Source organism: Agarivorans sp. D1326, from assembly GCF_056958115.1.
Genome location: NZ_JBTWEN010000005.1, coordinates 1 through 20224, shown reverse-complemented (window position 1 = coordinate 20224; position 20224 = coordinate 1). Strand labels below are relative to the sequence as shown.

23 protein-coding genes and 4 tRNA genes are annotated in these 20224 nt (G+C 44.9%); 23 read left to right on the top strand and 4 right to left on the bottom strand.

Features of this window, described 5'->3' with window-relative positions:
* Positions 1-2: 2 nt before the first annotated feature.
* The 4 genes from argB (at position 3) to argH (ending at position 4913) form a co-directional block, all read left to right on the top strand.
* The gene (gene argB, locus ACYFDN_RS10980) at positions 3-779 is read left to right on the top strand and encodes an acetylglutamate kinase (RefSeq protein ID WP_152783414.1); all 777 of its coding nucleotides are present in this window, start codon (positions 3-5) and stop codon (positions 777-779) included.
* Between the two features lie 9 nt (positions 780-788).
* Positions 789-1703 carry an ornithine carbamoyltransferase gene (locus ACYFDN_RS10975; RefSeq protein ID WP_483511108.1) on the top strand — a complete coding sequence of 305 codons (915 nt, stop codon included), beginning with the start codon at positions 789-791 and terminating at the stop codon, positions 1701-1703.
* Positions 1704-1745: 42 nt separating this feature from the next.
* Entirely contained in the window at positions 1746-2951 is a 1206-nt protein-coding gene (locus ACYFDN_RS10970) for an argininosuccinate synthase (protein ID WP_152783416.1), read from the top strand.
* A gap of 84 nt (positions 2952-3035) precedes the next feature.
* The gene (gene argH, locus ACYFDN_RS10965; protein WP_016403487.1) at positions 3036-4913 is read left to right on the top strand and encodes an argininosuccinate lyase; all 1878 of its coding nucleotides are present in this window, start codon (positions 3036-3038) and stop codon (positions 4911-4913) included.
* A gap of 66 nt (positions 4914-4979) precedes the next feature.
* Here the strand turns inward: argH and ACYFDN_RS10960 are convergent, their stop codons facing one another.
* The 4 genes from ACYFDN_RS10960 to ACYFDN_RS10945 all read right to left on the bottom strand — a co-directional run bounded on the left by ACYFDN_RS10960 (position 4980) and on the right by ACYFDN_RS10945 (position 8866).
* Positions 4980-5873, bottom strand: a complete 894-nt coding sequence (locus ACYFDN_RS10960) for an endonuclease/exonuclease/phosphatase family protein (protein ID WP_483511107.1) — start codon at positions 5871-5873, stop codon at positions 4980-4982.
* Between the two features lie 2 nt (positions 5874-5875).
* Entirely contained in the window at positions 5876-6235 is a 360-nt protein-coding gene (locus tag ACYFDN_RS10955) for an MmcQ/YjbR family DNA-binding protein (RefSeq protein ID WP_483511106.1), read from the bottom strand.
* Between the two features lie 251 nt (positions 6236-6486).
* Positions 6487-6984: a response regulator gene (locus tag ACYFDN_RS10950; RefSeq protein WP_483511105.1), complete on the bottom strand. Its 498-nt coding sequence runs from the start codon at positions 6982-6984 to the stop codon at positions 6487-6489.
* A gap of 19 nt (positions 6985-7003) precedes the next feature.
* Positions 7004-8866: an ATP-binding protein gene (locus tag ACYFDN_RS10945; protein WP_483511103.1), complete on the bottom strand. Its 1863-nt coding sequence runs from the start codon at positions 8864-8866 to the stop codon at positions 7004-7006.
* Positions 8867-9220: 354 nt separating this feature from the next.
* Here ACYFDN_RS10945 and rpsJ point away from each other — a divergent pair, with 354 nt between their 5' ends.
* The 19 genes from rpsJ (at position 9221) to ACYFDN_RS10850 (ending at position 20090) form a co-directional block, all read left to right on the top strand.
* Positions 9221-9532: a 30S ribosomal protein S10 gene (gene rpsJ / locus ACYFDN_RS10940; RefSeq protein ID WP_014290685.1), complete on the top strand. Its 312-nt coding sequence runs from the start codon at positions 9221-9223 to the stop codon at positions 9530-9532.
* Positions 9533-9563: 31 nt separating this feature from the next.
* Complete coding sequence (rplC, locus tag ACYFDN_RS10935) at positions 9564-10199, top strand: 50S ribosomal protein L3 (protein WP_016403494.1); 636 nt, start codon at positions 9564-9566, stop codon at positions 10197-10199.
* Positions 10200-10214: 15 nt separating this feature from the next.
* Positions 10215-10820, top strand: a complete 606-nt coding sequence (rplD, locus tag ACYFDN_RS10930) for a 50S ribosomal protein L4 (RefSeq protein WP_016403495.1) — start codon at positions 10215-10217, stop codon at positions 10818-10820.
* Complete coding sequence (gene rplW / locus ACYFDN_RS10925; protein ID WP_016403496.1) at positions 10817-11119, top strand: 50S ribosomal protein L23; 303 nt, start codon at positions 10817-10819, stop codon at positions 11117-11119. Before rplD ends, rplW begins: the two co-directional genes overlap by 4 nt.
* A gap of 12 nt (positions 11120-11131) precedes the next feature.
* On the top strand, positions 11132-11962 hold the full coding sequence (rplB, locus tag ACYFDN_RS10920; protein ID WP_016403497.1) for a 50S ribosomal protein L2: 831 nt from the start codon (positions 11132-11134) through the stop codon (positions 11960-11962).
* 11 nt (positions 11963-11973) lie between these two features.
* Positions 11974-12252, top strand: coding sequence for a 30S ribosomal protein S19 (gene rpsS / locus ACYFDN_RS10915; RefSeq protein ID WP_026959667.1), 279 nt, complete (start codon positions 11974-11976; stop codon positions 12250-12252).
* 11 nt (positions 12253-12263) lie between these two features.
* On the top strand, positions 12264-12596 hold the full coding sequence (gene rplV, locus ACYFDN_RS10910) for a 50S ribosomal protein L22 (protein ID WP_016403499.1): 333 nt from the start codon (positions 12264-12266) through the stop codon (positions 12594-12596).
* Positions 12597-12606: 10 nt separating this feature from the next.
* On the top strand, positions 12607-13305 hold the full coding sequence (rpsC, locus tag ACYFDN_RS10905) for a 30S ribosomal protein S3 (protein ID WP_016403500.1): 699 nt from the start codon (positions 12607-12609) through the stop codon (positions 13303-13305).
* An 11-nt stretch (positions 13306-13316) separates the two neighbouring features.
* A complete protein-coding gene (gene rplP / locus ACYFDN_RS10900) occupies positions 13317-13727 on the top strand; it encodes a 50S ribosomal protein L16 (protein WP_016403501.1) in 411 nt (136 codons plus the stop codon).
* Entirely contained in the window at positions 13727-13918 is a 192-nt protein-coding gene (rpmC, locus tag ACYFDN_RS10895) for a 50S ribosomal protein L29 (RefSeq protein WP_016403502.1), read from the top strand. The genes rplP and rpmC overlap by 1 nt, the downstream gene beginning before the upstream one ends.
* The gene (rpsQ, locus tag ACYFDN_RS10890; RefSeq protein WP_016403503.1) at positions 13918-14163 is read left to right on the top strand and encodes a 30S ribosomal protein S17; all 246 of its coding nucleotides are present in this window, start codon (positions 13918-13920) and stop codon (positions 14161-14163) included. Before rpmC ends, rpsQ begins: the two co-directional genes overlap by 1 nt.
* A 180-nt stretch (positions 14164-14343) precedes the next feature.
* A complete protein-coding gene (locus ACYFDN_RS10885; protein ID WP_483511102.1) occupies positions 14344-16548 on the top strand; it encodes a GumC family protein in 2205 nt (734 codons plus the stop codon).
* Positions 16549-16617: 69 nt separating this feature from the next.
* Entirely contained in the window at positions 16618-17571 is a 954-nt protein-coding gene (gene coaA, locus ACYFDN_RS10880; RefSeq protein WP_483511101.1) for a type I pantothenate kinase, read from the top strand.
* Complete coding sequence (gene murB / locus ACYFDN_RS10875) at positions 17568-18635, top strand: UDP-N-acetylmuramate dehydrogenase (RefSeq protein WP_483511100.1); 1068 nt, start codon at positions 17568-17570, stop codon at positions 18633-18635. Before coaA ends, murB begins: the two co-directional genes overlap by 4 nt.
* Positions 18622-19584: a bifunctional biotin--[acetyl-CoA-carboxylase] ligase/biotin operon repressor BirA gene (gene birA, locus ACYFDN_RS10870; protein WP_483511099.1), complete on the top strand. Its 963-nt coding sequence runs from the start codon at positions 18622-18624 to the stop codon at positions 19582-19584. Before murB ends, birA begins: the two co-directional genes overlap by 14 nt.
* 111 nt (positions 19585-19695) lie before the next feature.
* Positions 19696-19771: transfer RNA gene (locus tag ACYFDN_RS10865), tRNA-Thr, on the top strand.
* A gap of 43 nt (positions 19772-19814) precedes the next feature.
* Positions 19815-19898: transfer RNA gene (locus tag ACYFDN_RS10860), tRNA-Tyr, on the top strand.
* Positions 19899-19935: 37 nt separating this feature from the next.
* Positions 19936-20010: transfer RNA gene (locus ACYFDN_RS10855), tRNA-Gly, on the top strand.
* Positions 20011-20014: 4 nt separating this feature from the next.
* Positions 20015-20090: transfer RNA gene (locus tag ACYFDN_RS10850), tRNA-Thr, on the top strand.
* Positions 20091-20224: the final 134 nt, after the last annotated feature.

Below are 20224 nucleotides of genomic sequence, written 5' to 3'. Positions count from 1 at the left end.
CAATGAAACCATTAGTGATTAAGTTAGGCGGTGCCGTTTTAAATAACAGCCTAGCCCTAGACAATTTATTTGCTGCCTTGCAACAAGTTAAGCAACCTATTGTATTAGTGCATGGTGGCGGTGTAGTCGTAGAAGATGTATTAGCTAAAACCGGCTTTGTATCAGAAAAGTTAGACGGTTTGCGCATAACACCTAAAGAGCAAATTCCTTATGTAGTGGGTGCCTTGGCAGGTACCAGCAATAAGTTGTTGTTAGCGCAAGCGCTAAAAGCAGGTTTGTCGGCTGTGGGCTTGTGTTTAAGTGATGCAGGCTCTTGTAAAGTAAGCCAAATGGATGCACGTTTAGGCCACGTTGGCGAGGCATCTTTAGGCAACCCTGCATTGTTAAATAGCCTTATTGAGCTGGGCCACGTGCCGGTAATGAGCTCAATTGGTATTGGCGAAGACGGCGAACTTTACAATGTGAATGCCGACCAAGCTGCGTTAGCGGTGTGTAAATTGCTGCAGGGCCAATTGGTGTTATTATCCGATGTGGCTGGCGTACTCGACCAAGATAAACAGCTGGTGGCTGAGCTAAATAGCGCACTGGCTGACAAATTGATTGCCGATGGTGTGATTACCGATGGCATGACGGTAAAAGTTAAAGCGGCTCTAGAGGCTGCCGAATTTTTGCAAACACCGGTTTCGCTAGCATCATGGAAAGATCCTGCGAAACTCGCCAGCTTGTTAGCTGGACAAACATATAAAGGTGAGTCGGTAGGGACTCAGGTTACCGTTTAAGGAAAGATGATGAGTGATTTTAAACACCTGTTAAGCTTGCAGGATCTAACTCAAGAACAAATTTTAGGGCTGCTTGAGCTGGCCGCTAAAATTAAAAAAACACCCGCAGATTATGGGCAAACCCTTGCAGGTAAAAGTGTTGTAACTTTGTTTGAAAAACCATCATTACGTACACGAGTAACTTTTGATATTGGCATTAACCGTTTAGGCGGACATGCGGTTTATTTAGACCAGCAAAATGGTGCGATGGGCGAGCGTGAAAGTGTGAAAGACTTTGCCTCTAACATTACCCGTTGGGCTGATGCGATTGTAGCGCGAGTGTTTTCTCATAAAACCCTACAAACTTTGCGTGAGCATTCGTCGGTACCAATTATCAACTCACTGTGTGATTTGTACCACCCATGCCAAGGCTTAGCTGATTTCCAAACCATCGCTGAGCACTACTCAGATTTAAGCAAAGTTAAGCTGGCTTACTTAGGCGATGGCAACAATGTGACGCATTCATTATTGTTAGGCGGCGCTATTTTAGGCATGGAAGTGGCTGCCGTTTGCCCGCTAGGCTCAAGCCCAGATGCGCAAGTTGTGCAAAAAGCTAATCAATTAGCCAAAGCGCATGGCGGCAAAATTGTAGTGACCAATACCGTTGAAGACATTAAAGGCTACGACGTAGTATATGGTGATACTTGGGTATCGATGGGCGACGATACGCCACTGCAATCAGTTAAAGATAAGTTTATGGCTTATCAAATTAACCAGAATTTGATGCAACAATGTGCTATTAACCACGTGCTGCACTGCCAACCTGCTCACCGCGAGTTGGAAATTACTTCGGAAGTGATGGACGGTCCTCAATCTTTGATTTTTGATCAAGCCGAGAATCGTATGCATGCACAAAACGCCGTACTAGTAAGTTTATTAAGTTAGTGAATGTTCAGCTCTAGGCTGAGTTAAACAAGGAATTTTTAAATGTCAGATATCAAAAAAGTAGTATTAGCATACTCAGGCGGCCTAGATACTTCGGCCATCATTCCGTGGTTAAAAGAAACCTACAACAACTGTGAAATTGTTGCCTTTTGTGCCGATGTTGGCCAAGGCGAAGAAGAGCTAGTTGGCCTAGAAGAGAAAGCTTTAGCCTCTGGTGCATCTGAATGTTACATCGTTGACCTTAAAGAAGAGTTTGTAGCTGACTACATTTACCCAACCATTGCTACTGGTGCAGTATACGAAGGGACTTACTTGTTAGGTACCTCAATGGCGCGCCCTATCATTGCTAAAGCGCAAGTAGAAGTTGCCCGTAAAGTTGGCGCCGACGCGGTATGTCATGGTTGTACTGGTAAAGGTAATGACCAAATTCGCTTCGAAAGCTGTTTTGCAGCATTGGCTCCAGAACTAACAGTAATTGCGCCTTGGCGTGAGTGGGACATGGAAAGCCGTGAAGATTTGCTGGACTACCTAGCAGAGCGCAACATTGCGACTACTGCTTCAGCAACTAAAATCTACAGCCGTGATGCTAACGCATGGCATATCTCGCACGAAGGTGGCGAGCTAGAAGACCCTTGGAACGAGCCAAGCAAAGGTGTTTGGACCTTAACCGTTGATCCAGTAGATGCACCAAACGAGCCAGAATACGTAAGCCTTAAAGTTGAGCAAGGCCGTGTTGTTGCGGTTAACGATGAAGCATTAAGCCCTTACCAAGTAGTAATGAAGCTAAACGATATTGCTGCTGCTCATGGTGTTGGTCGTATTGATATTACAGAGAACCGTACTGTTGGTATGAAGTCTCGTGGTTGTTACGAAACTCCTGGCGGCACGGTGATTGTTGCGGCGCTACGCGCAATTGAAGAGTTAGTATTAGATAAAACTTCACGGGTATGGCGTGAGAAAGTGGGCCAAGAAATGGCACACTTGGTATACGACGGTCGTTGGTTTACGCCACTGTGTAAATCACTCATTGCCGCGTCAGAAGCGATGGCTGCTGATGCCAATGGTGATGTAGTGATTAAGCTTTATAAAGGCCAAGCAGTTGCGGTGCAAAAACGTTCGCCAAATAGCTTGTACTCGGAAGAGTTTGCAACCTTTGGTGAAGACCAAGTTTACGATCAAAAGCACGCTGAAGGCTTTATTCGTTTATACTCTCTAGCCAGCCGGATCCGCGCTTTAAATAGCAAGTAAGATTGGCAGAAGTAATAAGCAGGAATACTTAGACCTCAGAGGCAAGTTGCTCTGAGGTCTTTGCAATAATAAATGGAGAGTAAAATGGCATTGTGGGGTGGGCGTTTTAGCCAAGCTGCAGATACCAGATTTAAGCAGTTCAACGATTCTTTACGTTTTGATTACCGCTTAGCGGAACAAGACATAACGGGTTCTATTGCCTGGTCTAAGGCCTTATTAAGTGTTGGCGTTCTCACACAAGATGAGCAAAGCAAACTTGAAGACGCGTTATTAGATTTAGGTAAGCAAGTCGCCGAAAACCCACAGCAAATTTTGGGTAGCGATGCCGAAGATATTCACTCTTGGGTTGAGATTCAACTGATTCAACGGGTAGGTGATTTAGGTAAAAAGCTACATACCGGCCGCAGCCGTAATGACCAAGTTGCTACCGATTTAAAATTGTGGTGTAAAAGCCAAGGAGTTGAACTTCTTGAGCATTTAGACAAGCTGCAACAAAAACTGGTTAAATTTGCGCGCCAGCAGCAAGACACTGTTCTGCCAGGTTACACTCACTTACAACGTGCCCAACCGGTAACTTTTTCTCACTGGGCAATGGCCTATGTAGAAATGTTTGAACGTGATTATTCACGTTTGCAAGATGCGCTAAGCAGGGTAGATGTTTGTCCGCTTGGTTGTGGTGCGCTTGCCGGTACTGCTTACCCAATGGATCGCCAGCAAATTGCTAAAGATTTAGGCTTTCGCCGCGCAACACGTAATAGCTTAGATTCGGTATCGGATCGCGACCATGTGGTTGAGCTTATTTCTACTGCATCTATTAGCATGATTCACCTAAGTCGCATGGCTGAAGATTTAATCTTCTATAACTCAGGTGAGTCTGCCTTCCTTGATTTGTCAGACCAAGTGACTTCTGGCTCGTCATTAATGCCACAAAAGAAAAACCCCGATGCGCTAGAGCTTATTCGTGGTAAAGCCGGTCGAGTTTACGGCTCTTTGTCTGGCATTATGATGACCTTAAAAGCATTGCCTTTGGCTTACAACAAAGACATGCAGGAAGACAAAGAAGGCTTGTTCGACGCGCTAGATACATGGGGCGACTGCTTAGCTATGGCAGAGCTCGTGCTTGATGATATGAACGTGCACGAAGAAACCACTACCGAAGCTGCCAAAGGTGGTTACTCTAATGCCACAGAGCTTGCCGACTATCTAGTGGCGAAAGGCATCCCATTCCGCGAGGCTCACCATATTGTGGGTATTGCGGTAGTGAAAGCCATAGAAAAAGGTGTGCCGCTAGAAGAGCTAAGCTTAGCTGAGTTTAAAGAGCTAGCACCAGAGATTGAAGATGACGTTTATCCAAACTTATCGTTAGAATCTACTCTTGCGAAGCGCCAAGCTCTAGGTGGTGTAGCGCCTGAGCAAGTTGAACATGCTCTCACCGAAGCAGAAGTACGTTTATCAAAACGAAACGTAAAAGGTTTGTATGTACGTTCTGCCCGCATGACCGATTTAGACAACATCGAAGAGATGGTAAATTACTGGTCACAAGCCGGTGAAAATTTGCCTCGTCCTCGTCCGGAGCTAGTTCAAGCAATTGGTGATTTCACGGTTAGTGAGCAAGCTGGCAAAGTTACCGGCTGTGCATCGCTTTACCTTTATGACACTGGTTTAGCAGAGATTCGCTCATTGGGTGTAAACCCAGGCTCACAGCGTGTTGGCCAAGGTCGTGCAATGGTGCAGCACTTAATGAAGAAAGCCAAGAAAATGGAAATCGAGAAGGTATTTGTACTAACTCGAGTGCCAGAATTCTTCATGAAGTTAGGCTTTAGCCCAACCTCTAAAAACATGTTGCCAGAGAAAGTGATGAAAGATTGCGATATTTGTCCTCGTCAGCATGCCTGTGATGAAGTTGCTTTAGAGTTCATCATTGATAACAGCACACTTATTCATAAGCAAAACGTGGCTTAACAGTCATCGTTTGTGTTGCCAAAGCCTCGCATCGCGAGGCTTTTTTATTGCTGTTTCTATTATCGTTTAGTGTGCCGGAATTTGAATAAGGCTAATTACTGGGCGATGGTCAGATAAGCTATCTGGCCCAACTTGGTAGTCAATAAAACTTAGGTCTTTAGAAAGAAAAATCCAATCTAAGCGTTTGTTTTTATAGCTGGCTAAGGCCTTGCTACCCAGCTCAAACGCTCGGTAAGGACTATGCTGAAGAAAGTGGTTTACTTCATCTGGCTTGTCTAGCTGCCCCTCACTATTAAAGTCGCCCATGATAATGGTGTGATTTACCGTATCATTTAGTTGTTTATTGAGTTGCTCAAGTTGTTGCTGGCGAATACTGGCGCGAGAAAAATCTAGGTGCACAGAAACTACATCAAGGCTCTGCTCAGAGTTAAGCCTTATGCGTGCATGGGTAAAGCCTTTACTGGTAGTGGGCGGGCTAGGTGCAAAGTTAACCGCAAGCGCTTCACTAATAGGATATTTGGAAAGAATGGCGGTGCCATAGCTCGCCAACTTACTGCTGCTGTGAATGCTATGTGCATACCAGCGATAGCCAGCATGTTGAGCGAGGTAAGCAACATGGTCAAAGCCGCCAGACCAAGATGAACTTGCGTCTGCTTCTTGTAAAGCCACAATGTCGATATTTTGTTGTTGTAAGTAAGTGGCTATATCTAACAAATTCTTTTTGGTGGTATCGCCGTTCACCAGCAGCTGATTAAGTGCATGTTTACGTCCATGGGCAAGGTTTAGCGTAGCGACTTTAAGTTGTGGTAAAGGTGTTGTGCTCACATCAGGATGTGGCCAGTAAGCGATTTTTAAAGGAATTGAGCTGGCAGCCTTATTATCATTACTAGAGCATGCAGATAACGCCAAAATCAGGCCAAATTGCACTAGCTTAAAGGCTAACCTTAACGGCTGAGTCAAGATTACCTTGCGCCTAGCAGTTGTTGCTGAGCCTGTTTGTTCATGCCTTTAACCACCAACTCAAACGAGTTATCAATTAAACGCAAGGCTTCTTGTTCGGCATCACTTCCATCAAAATAAAGAGTTAGCCAGTGGCGTTTATTCATATGATAGCCACGGGTGATGGCGGGATAAATATCGATCAGCGCATCGATTTGCTCGGGTTGGCATTTTAAGTTCATATTCATTACGCCGTCTTTCCAACCTACTAGAGCAAACATTTTCCCGCGAACTTTAAATACCGGCACATCGGGGGCAAAGGGCAAATCTTGGGTCACCTCAGGTTTGCCCATTAAATACGCTTTTAGTTGTTCGTAATTCATAACTTTGCCTAATACCAATCGTACTAAGTACCTGTTCATTCTATCTGGTTAAAATACTGGATAACTGCGTTAGAATTTTTGATTGTAGAATAACTACTTATCGAAAAATCCTGCCTTATTCTCGAGTATTTTTCCTGCGTTATTTTTAATCACTTACCTAGCGTGATAGGTATAACTCTAGAATCCTGCTTTTATAATAAAGCCATTAAACAAATTTATCTAAGCAGCAAGCAATCTCTACTGACATTTTGTTAATTACCTAGATCTAGGCGGTGTTGGTTCATATGACTAAAGATCCGCTCTCCGTCTAGTACCTGAGCAAAGGGCATAGGGTTGTCGCAATACTCAATAACAAAATCGGTTAGCTTTTCTTTAATGATGTTAAGCAGTTGCTCTTCTGACCATGGCTTAGCGAGATAGTAATTTAGTCCACCTCGATTAATCGCTTCTATGGTGTCGTGCAGACCAGCCTGCCCAGTTAATAGGATTTTTTTAGCTGATTCACTGGTGCTAGCGTGGTTGAGGTCGATGAGAAAATCGATGCCTAACTCATCGGGCATGATGTGGTCGGCAAGAATTAAGGCTAGCTTGCCGCCTTGCGCTTCAAAGTCATTAATCACTTGGCGTGCTTCCGCAACGCTTTCGGCGCCATCTATAGTAAATGGTGGGCTTAAAGGGGCTATATCGTTAAGAACGCTATCCAATACTTCGCGTTCATCATCAACACACAAAATCAGTAGTTGTTCCATGGTGCGACTCCTCTAAGTCCTATTGTTGGTTTAATGGTAAGGTAATAATGAAACGGGTAAATTGTCCTAGCTCAGATTCCACTTCGATTCTGCCTAAATGTTGTGCAACTATTTGTTGGCAAACGGTTAAGCCTATACCAAGGCCAAAATTACCTTCTCGTTTGGTGGTGAAATTTAGCTGGAAAATCTTCTCAATAATCTCGGGCTTTATCCCGGGGCCGGTGTCTTCTATAACAATTGAAATATAGCTAGGTGAGGCTTCTACATATTGACTACTAATACTTAGTTTGCCACGACTCTCCATGGCATCTAAAGCGTTAGCAATGAGGTTAGTCCAAACTTGTTGTAAGGCGATTGGGTGACAACGATACACTGGCAATAAACCGTAATTACACTCTACTTCGAAGCCGCGTAATCGGTTTTCTAAGATCACTAGCGTTTCAGCAATGCCTTCATTTAAATCGGCGAGTACCGGTTGCTCCGGATCTTGCCCTGCGTAGTGTTTTAAGCCTTTAACTAGCTCTGCGATACGTGCCGCACAGACTTGAATATTGCGTAAAAAATTACCAATTTGATGGAAGCTAGATAGGGCGTTTATTAGCTCTACGTTATCGGAGGTGCTTGCACACTGTAAATACTGTTGCCTGAGGTCTGGTTTATCTAAGCCTATGCTTACAGCCTTTCTGGCGGTTATGGCATCACCAAATAAATCGATTGAGTTATTGCTACGCTGACGAATCTCGCTAGTAGACATAGGTGTTAGGGTAAAAGCTGCTTCGAGCAGCTGTTGACCCAACGCTTGCTGTGCATCACTAAGCGGACTGTTAAGTACCTTAGGCAATTGCTTCGCGATAGTGTCACTGCCGCGGGTAATGGCGGCAACCGGATTATTTAGTTCGTGAGCAATGCCAGAGATGAGCTGACCGAGCACTGCCATCTTCTCTTTCTCTATGAGCTGTTCGTGGGCAGAATCTAATGAGTTGAGCGTACTTTGTAAGGTAAGTTTGGTATGAATGCTTTTTTGTAGACGCCGATTAAAATGTCGCAACAACAAGTTGGTAAACAAAGGCAATAAGTGGCTGCTAGAATCCAATACCTTGGCAAACGTGACCCTATCTAACTTAATCACATCGGTTTGCATGGTGGTCACTGCGCTAGTAAAACCGAGTTCGCCAGTTACAAAGGACATGCCTCCTACCAATGAGCCAGCCTGCATGCGGGCAACTTCTAAGGTTTGTTGGTCTTGTTGTTTCTTTAAAACCACTTCTCCTTTGGCAATAAACCACAAAAACTGATTGGCTTTTCCTTCTTGGGTTAGTAAATGGTTGGCACTGTAAGTTCGGCACAAGTGGTCTTCATCGTTATTCTTAAAAAAGGCATACAGTGCCGAAATAACTTGGTTGGATAACTCTTGGTCACTAAGTGCGGTGTAATCAAAAAAGTTAGCGCGAAACTGAGCAACATGCTCGGCCAATTGTTTTTCTAGCCAACGTTGCTGCTGGTGGTGTTCGGCAATTGGCCAATGCAATCTTAGCTGCTCAATCAACTCACTGTCAGAGTCTTCTGGAGAGAGTATGTGCATCGGCGTGAACTGATTAACTAACTCGCATAATCGTTTAGCGCTGGGTAGCTTGTCGGCATAAAACAGCACATTAGCCGTTTCTGTTGTAGGCAGACTGAGCAAATGCCTTAGGCTGGCGTTGTTTTCTGGGCTTTGCAGTAAGGCTATATCTACAACGACGAGCGCAAGTTGGTGCTCTGAGAGTTGTTGGGAATTAGGAAAGGTCTTAGTTTGCCAGTAGGCCCAGGGAGCATCTTCATGCTCCAGCTGCTTTGGCCAAGGGTGTTGGCTAACAATCAGTAAGCTATGTTGGGTATTCATACTAGCTCTTTTAAATGCTTGTTGTTGAATATTATAGGCTTACAACTATTAAGGTTTTGCGAGCTGCTTAAAGATTCCCGCTGTTGTGTGAAGGTGATTTGGTTAGCGATTGAACAAAATTTGTAGATTGGCTTGTTTTTTAACAGTGCTTGAGTATAATACCGCGGCTCACTAAATTAGTGGCTGAGTTGTTTCGGCAATTCATCAGTTAACTGGTTAAACGGTTAACTACTAACAGTGCTTCCGATTTGGAAGCAAACGTTACTCGTCGCATGCACTACCATCCCCAGATATTGGAATCGGATGTCGTTGGTGTGTGTTAGGTTCTTTTATTTTTTATTTGGAGCTCTGTCAATGCAGAACCAAAGAATTCGAATCCGCTTGAAAGCATTTGATCACCGTCTGATCGATCAATCTACTGCGGAAATCGTAGAAACTGCCAAACGCACTGGCGCTCAGGTTCGTGGTCCTATCCCACTACCTACTCGTAAAGAGCGTTACACCGTACTAGTATCTCCGCACGTTAACAAAGACGCGCGTGATCAGTATGAAATTCGCACCCACAAACGTCTTGTAGACATCGTTGAGCCAACTGATAAAACAGTTGACGCTTTGATGCGCCTTGACCTTGCTGCTGGTGTAGATGTGCAAATCAGCTTGGGCTAAGCCTGAGTCTGTTTAATAAGAGGTTTTTACAATGATTGGTCTAATCGGTCGTAAAGTTGGAATGACTCGCATCTTCACTGAAGATGGCGCTTCTATTCCAGTTACCGTAATCGAATGTGAGCCAAACCGCGTTACTCGTGTTATCACTGAGGACAGCGACGGTTACCGCGCTCTGCAAGTGACCACCGGCGCTAAAAAAGCAAGTCGTGTTAGCAAACCAGAAGCGGGTCAATTCGCTAAAGCTGGTGTTGACGCGGGTCGCGGCCTGTGGGAATTCCGTCTAGCAGACGGTGAAGGCGAAGAAGTTAACGTAGCTGATGAGCTAAAAGTTGACTTGTTCAATGAAGTTAAAAAAGTAGACGTTACTGGTACTTCTAAAGGTAAAGGTTTCCAAGGCGGTGTTAAACGCTGGAACTTCGCTACCCAAGATTTTACTCACGGTAACTCTTTGAGCCACCGTGCTCCTGGTTCTATTGGTCAAAACCAAAGCCCAGGTAAAGTATTCAAGGGCAAGAAGATGGCCGGACATATGGGTGCTGAGCGTGTAACTACGCAAAACCTAGATGTTGTACGTGTTGATGTTGAACGTAACCTAATTTTGGTTAAAGGTGCCGTACCTGGCGCTACCAATGGTGACGTGATCATTAAACCTGCTGTTAAAGCGTAACGTTAGGAGATAGTAATGGAATTGGTATTGAAAGACGCGCAAAGCGCTCTTGAAGTTTCCGAAACTACCTTCGGACGTGACTTTAACGAAGCGTTGATTCACCAGGTAGTAACTGCATATGCTGCAGGTTCTCGCCAGGGTTCACGCGCTCAGAAAACACGTTCTGAAGTATCAGGTGGTGGTAAGAAACCATGGCGTCAGAAAGGTACAGGCCGAGCTCGTGCCGGTACTATTCGTAGCCCAATTTGGCGTAGCGGCGGGGTAACCTTTGCAGCTAAGCCACAAGATCACAGCCAAAAAGTTAACAAGAAAATGTACCGCGGCGCAATCCGCAGCATCTTGTCTGAACTTGTTCGTCAAGAACGTTTGATTGTGGTTGAAAAATTTGCTGTTGAAGCGCCAAAAACTAAAGAATTAGTTGCTAAGTTGAAAGACTTCGATCTTAACGATGTATTAATCGTTACTCCTGAAGTTGACGAAAACTTATTCTTGGCCGCACGTAACCTATATAAAGTAGACGTACGTGACGTAGCTGGTATTGACCCAGTTAGCTTGATTGCTTTTGATAAAGTGTTGGTAACTGCTGATGCAGTTAAACAAATTGAGGAGTGGTTAGCATGATCAGCGAAGAACGTTTGTTGAAAGTTCTAGTAGCTCCACATATCTCTGAAAAGAGCACTATGTCTGCTGAAGCCGATAACACTATCGTATTCAAAGTAGTGAAAACCGCTACTAAAGCAGAAATCAAAGCTGCAGTTGAAAAACTATTCGAAGTTGAAGTGACTGGTGTTACTACCTTGAACCAAAAAGGTAAAACTAAGCGTCACGGAGCACGTTTTGGTCGCCGCAACGACGTGAAGAAAGCGTATGTAACCTTAGCTGAAGGTGCAGACATCGACTTCACCGGTGCCGCAGAGTAAGGAGTATCTTAAATGGCTATTGTAAAATGTAAGCCTACATCTGCTGGTCGTCGCCACGTTGTTAAAGTGGTTAACCAAGACCTGCACAAAGGCAAGCCTTACGCTCCTTTATTGGAAAGTAAGTCTAAGTCTGGTGGTCGTAACAACCGCGGTGTAATTACCGTTCGTCATATCGGTGGTGGTCATAAGCAACACTACCGCATGATCGACTTCAAACGTAATGACAAAGACGGCATCCCTGCGAAAGTAGAGCGTCTAGAATACGATCCAAACCGCAGCGCAAACATTGCTCTTGTATTGTTTGCTGACGGTGAGCGTCGTTACATTTTAGCACCTAAAGGTGTTAAAGCAGGCACTCCGCTAATGACTGGTGTTGATGCACCAATCGAAGCAGGTAACTGTTTGCCAATGCGCAACATGCCAGTAGGTTCTACTGTGCACGCGATTGAAATGAAGCCTGGTAAAGGTGCCCAAATGGCACGTTCTGCTGGTGCTTACGCTCAAATCGTAGCGCGTGATGGCGCATACGTAACTCTACGTCTACGTAGCGGTGAAATGCGTAAAGTTTTATCTGATTGTCGCGCTACATTGGGCGAAGTTGGTAACGCTGAGCATATGCTACGTAAACTTGGTAAAGCTGGTGCTACGCGCTGGCGTGGTGTTCGTCCTACCGTTCGCGGTGTGGTAATGAACCCAGTTGATCACCCACACGGTGGTGGTGAAGGTCGTACTTCTGGTGGCCGTCATCCAGTTACTCCATGGGGTGTTCCAACCAAAGGTTACAAAACTCGTAAAAACAAGAGTACGGATCAATATATCGTACGCCGTCGTTCTAAGAAATAAGGGGAATCGCCATGCCACGTTCTCTCAAGAAGGGTCCATTCATTGACCTACACTTGTTGAAGAAGGTAGAGAAAGCGGTGGAAAGCGGGGACAAGAAACCATTGAAAACTTGGTCTCGTCGCTCAATGATCATTCCACAAATGATCGGTTTGACCATCGCTGTCCATAATGGTCGTCAGCACGTTCCAGTATTTGTTACCGATGAAATGATCGGTCATAAACTGGGTGAATTTGCGCCAACTCGTACTTATCGCGGCCACGCTGCTGATAAGAAAGCGAAGAAGAAGTAGGAGTCTAAATAATGGAAGCTTTAGCTAAACATCGTTTTGCTCGTGGTTCTGCGCAAAAAGCTCGCCTGGTTGCAGATCAAGTACGTGGTCTACCAGTTGAAAAAGCACTTGTTACGTTGCAATTCAGCAGCAAAAAAGCAGCAGGACTTGTTAAGAAAGTTCTAGAATCTGCCATTGCTAACGCTGAGCACAACGAAGGTGCTGATATTGATGAGTTGAAAATCACCAAAATCTTCGTAGATGATGGTCCAACTCTAAAGCGTATTCGTCCTCGTGCTAAAGGCCGAGCCGACCGTATTATCAAGCGTACCAGCCACATCACTGTGGTTGTGTCTGATAACTAGGAGATAAGCAATGGGTCAGAAAGTACATCCTAATGGTATTCGCCTAGGTATCGTAAAACCATGGAATTCAACCTGGTATGCCGATAAAGGTGAATACGCAGATAACCTTTACAGCGACCACAAAGTGCGTCAATTCTTAACTAAAGAATTGAAAAGCGCTTCTGTATCTCGCATTACTATTGAACGTCCTGCTAAGAGCATTCGTGTAACTATTCACACTGCTCGCCCAGGTGTTGTAATTGGTAAGAAAGGTGAAGATGTTGAAAAACTTCGCAAGAACGTAGCTAAATTAGCTGGCGTACCTGCGCAAATCAATATCTCAGAAGTTCGTAAGCCTGAGTTAGACGCTAAATTAGTAGCAGACTCTATCTCTAGCCAGCTAGAGCGTCGTGTTATGTTCCGTCGTGCTATGAAGCGCGCAGTACAAAACGCAATGCGCCTAGGCGCTAAAGGTATCAAGGTTCAAGTTAGTGGTCGTTTAGGCGGTGCAGAAATTGCTCGTGCTGAATGGTACCGTGAAGGTCGTGTACCTCTACACACTTTACGTGCTGATATCGATTACTCAACTTCAGAAGCGTTGACTACTTACGGTATCATCGGCGTTAAAGTTTGGATCTTTAAAGGCGAAGTACTTGGCGGAATGCCAGTGGCTGCAGCACCTGAAGCTCCTTCTAAGCCGAAGCGCGGTAACAAGCGCAACGCTAAATAGGAGAACCGGGAATGTTACAACCAAAACGTACTAAATTCCGTAAGCAACACACTGGTCGTAACCGTGGTTTAGGCAAAGGACAAAACGTGTCTTTTGGCGACTTCGGTCTTAAAGCGACTGGTCGTGGCCGTCTTACTGCTCGTCAGATCGAAGCAGCACGTCGTGCGATGACTCGTCACATTAAACGTCAAGGTAAAATCTGGATCCGTGTATTCCCAGACAAGCCGATTACTCAGAAGCCTCTTGAGGTTCGTATGGGTAAAGGTAAAGGTAACGTGGAATACTGGGTAGCCCAAATTCAGCCAGGCAAAGTTCTGTATGAAATGGACGGCGTTTCAGAAGGTCTTGCTCGCGAAGCTTTCGAGCTTGCTGCGCGTAAGTTACCTATTAGCACCACTTTTGTAACGCGGACGGTGATGTAATGACAGCGAACGAACTTAAAGATAAAAGTGTTGAAGAGCTTAAAGCTGAGCTACTAAACCTGCTTCGTGAGCAATTCAACTTGCGTATGCAAGCAAGTACTGGCCAATTGGCTCAAACTCACTTGCTTAAAAACGTACGTCGCGATATCGCGCGTGTGAAAACAATTCTGAATCAGAAGGCAGGTGCGTAATGAGCGATATCCGTACATTGCAAGGTAAAGTAGTTAGCGACAAAATGGACAAGTCTATTGTTGTTGCTATTGAGCGTCAGGTTAAACACCCTATCTACGGGAAATACACCAAACGCACTACTAAGCTACACGCTCATGATGAAGCTAACGTTGCCGCTCAAGGCGATGTAGTTACCATCAGAGAATGTGCTCCAATCTCTAAGACTAAGTCTTGGACTTTGGTAGACGTAGTAGTTAAAGCCTAAGCTTTAAAACTATGAAAAAGGCTCCCATTGGGAGCCTTTTTTCGTTTATTAATAATAATTATATTATTATTGTTTTTTGCAGCATGAAGCATTTTTTTCACCTGCAATTCCGATATTTCCTAATTGCATGTAGCCCGCTGAGCTGGCAGTATCAGTTAGTTATAGGAAGTACATTAGGTAATGGAGTCACCGTTTAGGTTCATGGAAGAGCAGAAGTCGTCACAAAATAGAGAGAGCAAAGAAGTCGATTTACGTCATCTCTTTGTTACTTTGTGGCAAGCAAAATTAAACATTATCTTGGTTGTGATGGTCACGTTGCTGCTAAGTATGTTGTATGTAAAAGCACTGCCTTCTTTATACCAAGCATCCTCCAAGCTAATGATCGGTTACAGCCAAACCAAAATGGTAGCTGTAGAAGATGTCTACAACTTCGATACCCAAGCTGAAGCATATTTTAATACTGAAACAGAAATTCTTCGTTCTGAGCGTATCGCATTAGCGGTTATTCATAAGTTAGATTTACAACATCACCCTGAATTCTTACGCAAACCAATTGCCCCTTGGCGTTATTGGTGGCAGGTCATTACCCTTGGCTATAGTTCTCAATTTAGTAGCACTAACTCACCAAGTGAAGCTCAGATATTAAGGGTATTTAAAAGTCGATTATCGGTAACGCCGTTACCTAAAAGTCGTTTAGTCGAAATCAAATTTAGAAGCTGGGACAAGTTACTGGCTCAGCAAGTATCTATCGCGGTAGCAGAAGCCTATATTGAGTATCACCGAAGTTCTAGTGAAGCGGCCACTGATCAAACTATTGGCTGGTTATTGCAAGAGCTGAATCGCTTAAAGTCGGCCCTGCAGAGCTCAGAAGTTGAGCTGCAGCTGTATCGCGAGCAAGAAAACCTGGTTGATCAGGAAGGTATCTTAGGGCTTATCGGTAAAGAGCTGCAGCAACTGACAACTCAGCAACTGGAAGCTCAGCGGATTAAAAGTGAGGCCAGTGCGCTATGGAATCTAGTAAGACGCACCGCCACTGGCGATTTGAATAAACTTACCTCGCTAAGTGAGATTCAACGTGATCCTATGGTGCAAAATATTAAGCGCCGACGGATTGAGCTGGAATTAGAACAAGCCGACTTAGCTAAGCGTTATGGACCTAAACACCCTAAGCGTGTGTCCTTGACGGGAGAGATCTCAAGGGTTGAATTAGAGCTACGCAGCCAAACCGATTTTATTATCTCAGGTATCGAGAAAAGCTATCAGTCTGCTGTTGCGCGCGAAGCCGCTTTATCAGAATCTTTACGGTTAGCTAAGGTGAGATATCAAGACCTTAGCCGCAAGACAACGCGTTTTAACCAACTGACTCGCGAGATAGAAAGTAATACCCGACTTTACAACACTTTCCTTGAGAAGTTTAAGGAAGCCGAAGCAGCAGAAGGATTCAACCGGGGTTATGCTCAGTTGGTTGATAGCGCACGGATCCCTGAGTCTCCAATTAAACCAAAGAAAGCAATCATCGTGATACTAGCCGGCATGCTTGCCGGTATTTTGAGTGTGGTGTTTGTATTACTTAGACAGGCTATGTCACGTACGTTCTCAACGGTTGATGAGCTGGAAAATGCGCTAAGTATTGAAGTGATAGCTGAAGTACCAAAAGTGAAGGTGCGCAGCAACAAATGGCTCAGACAAGGTGTTCACCCTTGGTTGGGTGAGCCACTGCGTTCTTTGCGAGCGCGTTTACAAATGCGGCCAAACCGCGGCCAAGTAGTGTTGTTTACCTCTGCTTTAGAAGGTGAGGGCAAAACCAGTTTAACCATCCAAACAGCCTCGGCCTGTAGTGATGTAGAAAAGGTATTGTTGATTGATGCTGACTTACGCCGTGCTTCGGTTTCTACCTACTTAAATTACTCGTTGTCACAACCGGGTTTAACCCACTTACTCGCGCGTACTCATTCTGTATCGCAATGTATTCACCGTGATAACCAGTTAGGTTTTGATGTTCTAACCGCAGGTTTGATTGACCGACACTCTACCTCTTTATTAGCCTCTAAAAAGTTCAAGCTGTTGCTTAAGGGCCTGCGTCAGCACTACGATCGCATTGTTATTGAAACCGGCCCATTAATGCAGGTTAGTGATGCGGTTATGGTCGCACCTTCGGTAGACGCCACGTTGTTGGTTGTGCAGGCGGAACGAACTGATGGCAAATCAATAGAGAATGCTTTGAATAAGTTGGCGCGGATGGATTTAGAAATATCTGGCGTAGTATTTAATAAAGTCGCCCGCAACAAACGTGCTTACGATTACGACCTACCTTCTGTTCATTTGGTTGAACGCAGCCCTAAAGTAGTTCCCTTACGCGAAGACAAATTCCGCAAACAGGGTTAAATCCTGCCTTAAGCTGGAGAGTTATTTAGTTTTGGTATATGGTTGTGCCGCACTATATAGGAAGGGCCCATGCCAGCAACTTACACCACCGCGCCGCATGCGTTTAGTTATTTAGATTTTGAACGCGAAGCTTGGTCAACACTCCGTCAATCAGTACCTCTTACTCTTACCGAAGATGATCTAGAAAGCATTCGTGGTATTAACGAAGCGCTGTCCCTGCCTCAGGTTGTTGATATTTACCTGCCGTTATCTCGCTTGCTCAACTTATACGTTAAAGCGCGCCAAGACCGCCGAGAAGTATTAGCTAATTTTTTGGGTAGTGGAAAACATGTCCCTTATATTATTGGTGTTTCTGGTAGTGTAGCCGGCGGCAAAAGTACCACTTCGCGGATCTTACAGGCGCTGCTGCAACGTTGGCCGGAGCATCCTAAGGTTGATATTGTTACCACCGACGGTTTCTTATTGCCTAACGAAGAGCTTGAAGCGCGTGGCTTGATGCAGCGTAAAGGTTTCCCAGAAAGTTATGATCAAAAAGCCTTGGTCGATTTTGTGGCGGCACTTAAATCTGGAGAGGAGAGTGTTTCGGCGCCAGTATATTCTCACCTTTCCTACAACATCGTAAAAGATAAGCAGATTAAAGTAGAACAGCCGGATATTGTTATTCTTGAAGGCTTAAACGTGTTGCAGTCTGCCCGCGATTATCCCAATCAACCTCGGCAGGTATTTGTTTCCGATTACCTAGATTTTTCAATATTTGTTGATGCCGAACCAGAGCTTCTTGAAACCTGGTATATCGAACGCTTTCAAAAGTTACGGGCTAGCGCTTTTACTCATCCTAATAACTACTTCCATCATTACGCTCGACTTGGCGAAAGCGAAGCCGCAGAGATTGCTAAGCAAATCTGGTCTTCAATTAACCACGTAAATTTAATTGAGAATATTCTTCCCACCCGAGAGCGCGCTGATTTGATTTTAGAGAAAAGTGCTAACCATGAAGTAAGTCGGGTTCGTTTAAGAAAATGAGTGCAGTTTCCTTGATACAAAGTGATGTTGATTTAAGCCCCTACAATACCTTTGCCTTAGTGGCTAAAGCTAAGCATTTTGTTGAATTAAAACATGCTGAAGACATCAACAAGCTCATTGCCTGGGCGGGCTCCAAGCAACTGCCGTGGATGGTGATTGGTGGAGGCTCTAACTTACTGCTGCTAGAAGACTTTAACGGGCTGGTTATAGTAAATAAATTACGCGGCATTGAAGTTAGTGATGACGCAGACTGCTACACCATTAAAGCAGCAGCGGGAGAAGATTGGCACCAGTTTGTGCAGTGGACCGTTACACAAGGAATGCCGGGCTTAGAGAATTTAGCTCTGATCCCAGGAACAGTGGGTGCGTCTCCTGTACAAAACATTGGCGCTTATGGCATTGAGCTAGCCGATGTATGCAGTGAGGTTGAATTTTACTCCTTGCTGACTAACAGCATGCAAACTCTTAGCAGTAAACAGTGCAAATTTGCTTATCGAGACAGCATTTTCAAAGCTCAGCTAAAAGACCAAGTTATTATCAGCAAGGTTACCTTTAAGCTTAGTAAGTCATGGCTAGCAAAGGTTGACTATGGTGGATTGCAGCAGCTAGCTGAAGGTGTGTCTGCGCAGACAGTGTTTGAAGAGGTGTGCAGAATGCGCATCAGCAAACTGCCTGATCCTAAGATGCTAGGCAATGCTGGCAGCTTTTTTAAAAACCCTCTGGTTAGCCAAGGGCATCTTTCAAGCTTGTTATCTCGTTACCCTGAGATGCCAAATTATCCAGCAAGCAAGGGACAAGCTAAGCTAGCCGCGGGTTGGCTAATTGATAAACTTGGCCTAAAAGGTTATTCAATAGGTGGTGCAGCAGTGCATCAAGATCAAGCATTGGTATTGGTTAACAAAGCCAATGCAAAAGCTAGCGACTTACTCGCACTATGTCGCCACATTCGCCAGCAAGTATGGCAATCCTTTAATGTGTTACTGCAACCAGAAGTTCGTTTTATTACGCGCTCTGGTGAGATTGAGCCAAGCACAGTATTAGGCAGGCCCGATGCAACAGAGTAAACCTTATCAGCTGATAAGCGCTCTCTCATTAGGTGAATTTTGCTCTGGCGAAAGCTTAGCTAAGCAACTTGATGTTTCTCGAACCACAATTGCTAGTTATATCAAGCAGTACTCTGTTTTGGGTTTAGATATCTACAGTGTGAAAGGCAAAGGTTACCGCTTGGCCCAGCCGCTCTCTCTGCTAGATTCTAAAGTCTTAGAACAGGCTTTACCCAATAATATGCCCTTGGTATTCGATCAGGTTGATTCAACCAATGCTTGGTTAATGAGCAATATAGACAGCGTGGAGCATGGCCAAGTGGTTCTCGCCGAATACCAAAGTGCTGGTCGCGGCAGGAGAGGGCGAGCATGGCAAACGCCCTATGCGGGTCAACTTTGTATGTCTTTGTTGTGGCGCCTGCAGGATGGCATTGAAGCCGCCATGGGCTTAAGCTTAGCTGTTGGGCTAGCGATTGTAGAAGCATTAGAAAAGGCCGGTTTTAAGGATTTAGGCTTAAAGTGGCCAAATGATATTTATCTTGGTGGTGATAAGCTTGGTGGAGTACTAATTGAGCTTCAAGGTCACGCTAATAGCGAAGTTAGTTTGGTGGTTGGCTTAGGAGTGAATGTTAGAGTGGCCAGCCTTCAAGCAGAGCAAATTGACCAAGCTTTCGCTCAGTTAGAAACTAATGCCAAGTCCCCGTTAAACAGAACCGACTTAGCTATAGCCATTGTTGAGTCTTTGAATCAGATGTTCGAGGTATTTCGGTTACAGGGCTTCGCTGCACTGCAGCAGCGTTGGAATCGCTACGATATTTTTGCGGATCAAGCAGTAAGCTTGCGCTTCTCCGAGGAGCGACAGTTAAAAGGCACGGCAAAAGGCGTAGATAAGCAAGGCCAATTACTGCTTGAAATAAACGGCCAACAACAAGCCTTTATGGCCGGTGAAGTATCGCTACGCGGCCAATAATTGAGCCTGCTGGCTGATTTTTGCGCGTTCACATCAATCCTTAGTTTTTTTTTCCATTTGGTTGTTGCATTTAATAAATGCATTACATAGAATGCGCAGCACTTAAGCGATGCCGATTTAGCTCAGTTGGTAGAGCAACTGACTTGTAATCAGTAGGTCGCCAGTTCGACTCCGGCAATCGGCACCATCTCTTAAGTGTAAGGCTTCACCTTGTTACAAGGTGACAGTGTGGGGGGGTTCCCGAGTGGCCAAAGGGAGCAGATTGTAAATCTGCCGCGAAAGCTTCGATGGTTCGAATCCGTCCCCCCCCACCATTTATTTTGGTAGTAGGTCGTCTTCCAAAGGTTTGATGCGGGCATCGTATAATGGCTATTACCTCAGCCTTCCAAGCTGATGATGCGGGTTCGATTCCCGCTGCCCGCTCCACAGTGCTGATATAGCTCAGTTGGTAGAGCGCACCCTTGGTAAGGGTGAGGTCGGCAGTTCGAATCTGCCTATCAGCACCACATTCCTTTTTTAGTCTCCCTATTACTTTTTACCGGTCGGTAAGCGTAAACCAATGGTGCTTTGTACCAATGACCTTTATCCAGAGGGACTATTATGTCTAAAGAAAAATTTGAACGTTCAAAACCGCACGTAA

Excerpts from the sequence above, each read along its gene's own strand:
- argB (WP_152783414.1), top strand. The coding sequence starts at position 3 with ATGAAACCATTAGTGATTAAGTTAGGCGGTGCCGTTTTAAATAACAGC.
- ACYFDN_RS10975 (WP_483511108.1), top strand. The coding sequence starts at position 789 with ATGAGTGATTTTAAACACCTGTTAAGCTTGCAGGATCTAACTCAAGAA.
- ACYFDN_RS10970 (WP_152783416.1), top strand. The coding sequence starts at position 1,746 with ATGTCAGATATCAAAAAAGTAGTATTAGCATACTCAGGCGGCCTAGAT.
- argH (WP_016403487.1), top strand. The coding sequence starts at position 3,036 with ATGGCATTGTGGGGTGGGCGTTTTAGCCAAGCTGCAGATACCAGATTT.
- ACYFDN_RS10955 (WP_483511106.1), bottom strand. The coding sequence starts at position 6,235 with ATGAATTACGAACAACTAAAAGCGTATTTAATGGGCAAACCTGAGGTG.
- ACYFDN_RS10950 (WP_483511105.1), bottom strand. The coding sequence starts at position 6,984 with ATGGAACAACTACTGATTTTGTGTGTTGATGATGAACGCGAAGTATTG.
- ACYFDN_RS10945 (WP_483511103.1), bottom strand. The coding sequence starts at position 8,866 with ATGAATACCCAACATAGCTTACTGATTGTTAGCCAACACCCTTGGCCA.
- rpsJ (WP_014290685.1), top strand. The coding sequence starts at position 9,221 with ATGCAGAACCAAAGAATTCGAATCCGCTTGAAAGCATTTGATCACCGT.
- rplC (WP_016403494.1), top strand. The coding sequence starts at position 9,564 with ATGATTGGTCTAATCGGTCGTAAAGTTGGAATGACTCGCATCTTCACT.
- rplD (WP_016403495.1), top strand. The coding sequence starts at position 10,215 with ATGGAATTGGTATTGAAAGACGCGCAAAGCGCTCTTGAAGTTTCCGAA.
- rplW (WP_016403496.1), top strand. The coding sequence starts at position 10,817 with ATGATCAGCGAAGAACGTTTGTTGAAAGTTCTAGTAGCTCCACATATC.
- rplB (WP_016403497.1), top strand. The coding sequence starts at position 11,132 with ATGGCTATTGTAAAATGTAAGCCTACATCTGCTGGTCGTCGCCACGTT.
- rpsS (WP_026959667.1), top strand. The coding sequence starts at position 11,974 with ATGCCACGTTCTCTCAAGAAGGGTCCATTCATTGACCTACACTTGTTG.
- rplV (WP_016403499.1), top strand. The coding sequence starts at position 12,264 with ATGGAAGCTTTAGCTAAACATCGTTTTGCTCGTGGTTCTGCGCAAAAA.
- rpsC (WP_016403500.1), top strand. The coding sequence starts at position 12,607 with ATGGGTCAGAAAGTACATCCTAATGGTATTCGCCTAGGTATCGTAAAA.
- rplP (WP_016403501.1), top strand. The coding sequence starts at position 13,317 with ATGTTACAACCAAAACGTACTAAATTCCGTAAGCAACACACTGGTCGT.
- rpmC (WP_016403502.1), top strand. The coding sequence starts at position 13,727 with ATGACAGCGAACGAACTTAAAGATAAAAGTGTTGAAGAGCTTAAAGCT.
- rpsQ (WP_016403503.1), top strand. The coding sequence starts at position 13,918 with ATGAGCGATATCCGTACATTGCAAGGTAAAGTAGTTAGCGACAAAATG.
- ACYFDN_RS10885 (WP_483511102.1), top strand. The coding sequence starts at position 14,344 with ATGGAGTCACCGTTTAGGTTCATGGAAGAGCAGAAGTCGTCACAAAAT.
- coaA (WP_483511101.1), top strand. The coding sequence starts at position 16,618 with ATGCCAGCAACTTACACCACCGCGCCGCATGCGTTTAGTTATTTAGAT.
- murB (WP_483511100.1), top strand. The coding sequence starts at position 17,568 with ATGAGTGCAGTTTCCTTGATACAAAGTGATGTTGATTTAAGCCCCTAC.
- birA (WP_483511099.1), top strand. The coding sequence starts at position 18,622 with ATGCAACAGAGTAAACCTTATCAGCTGATAAGCGCTCTCTCATTAGGT.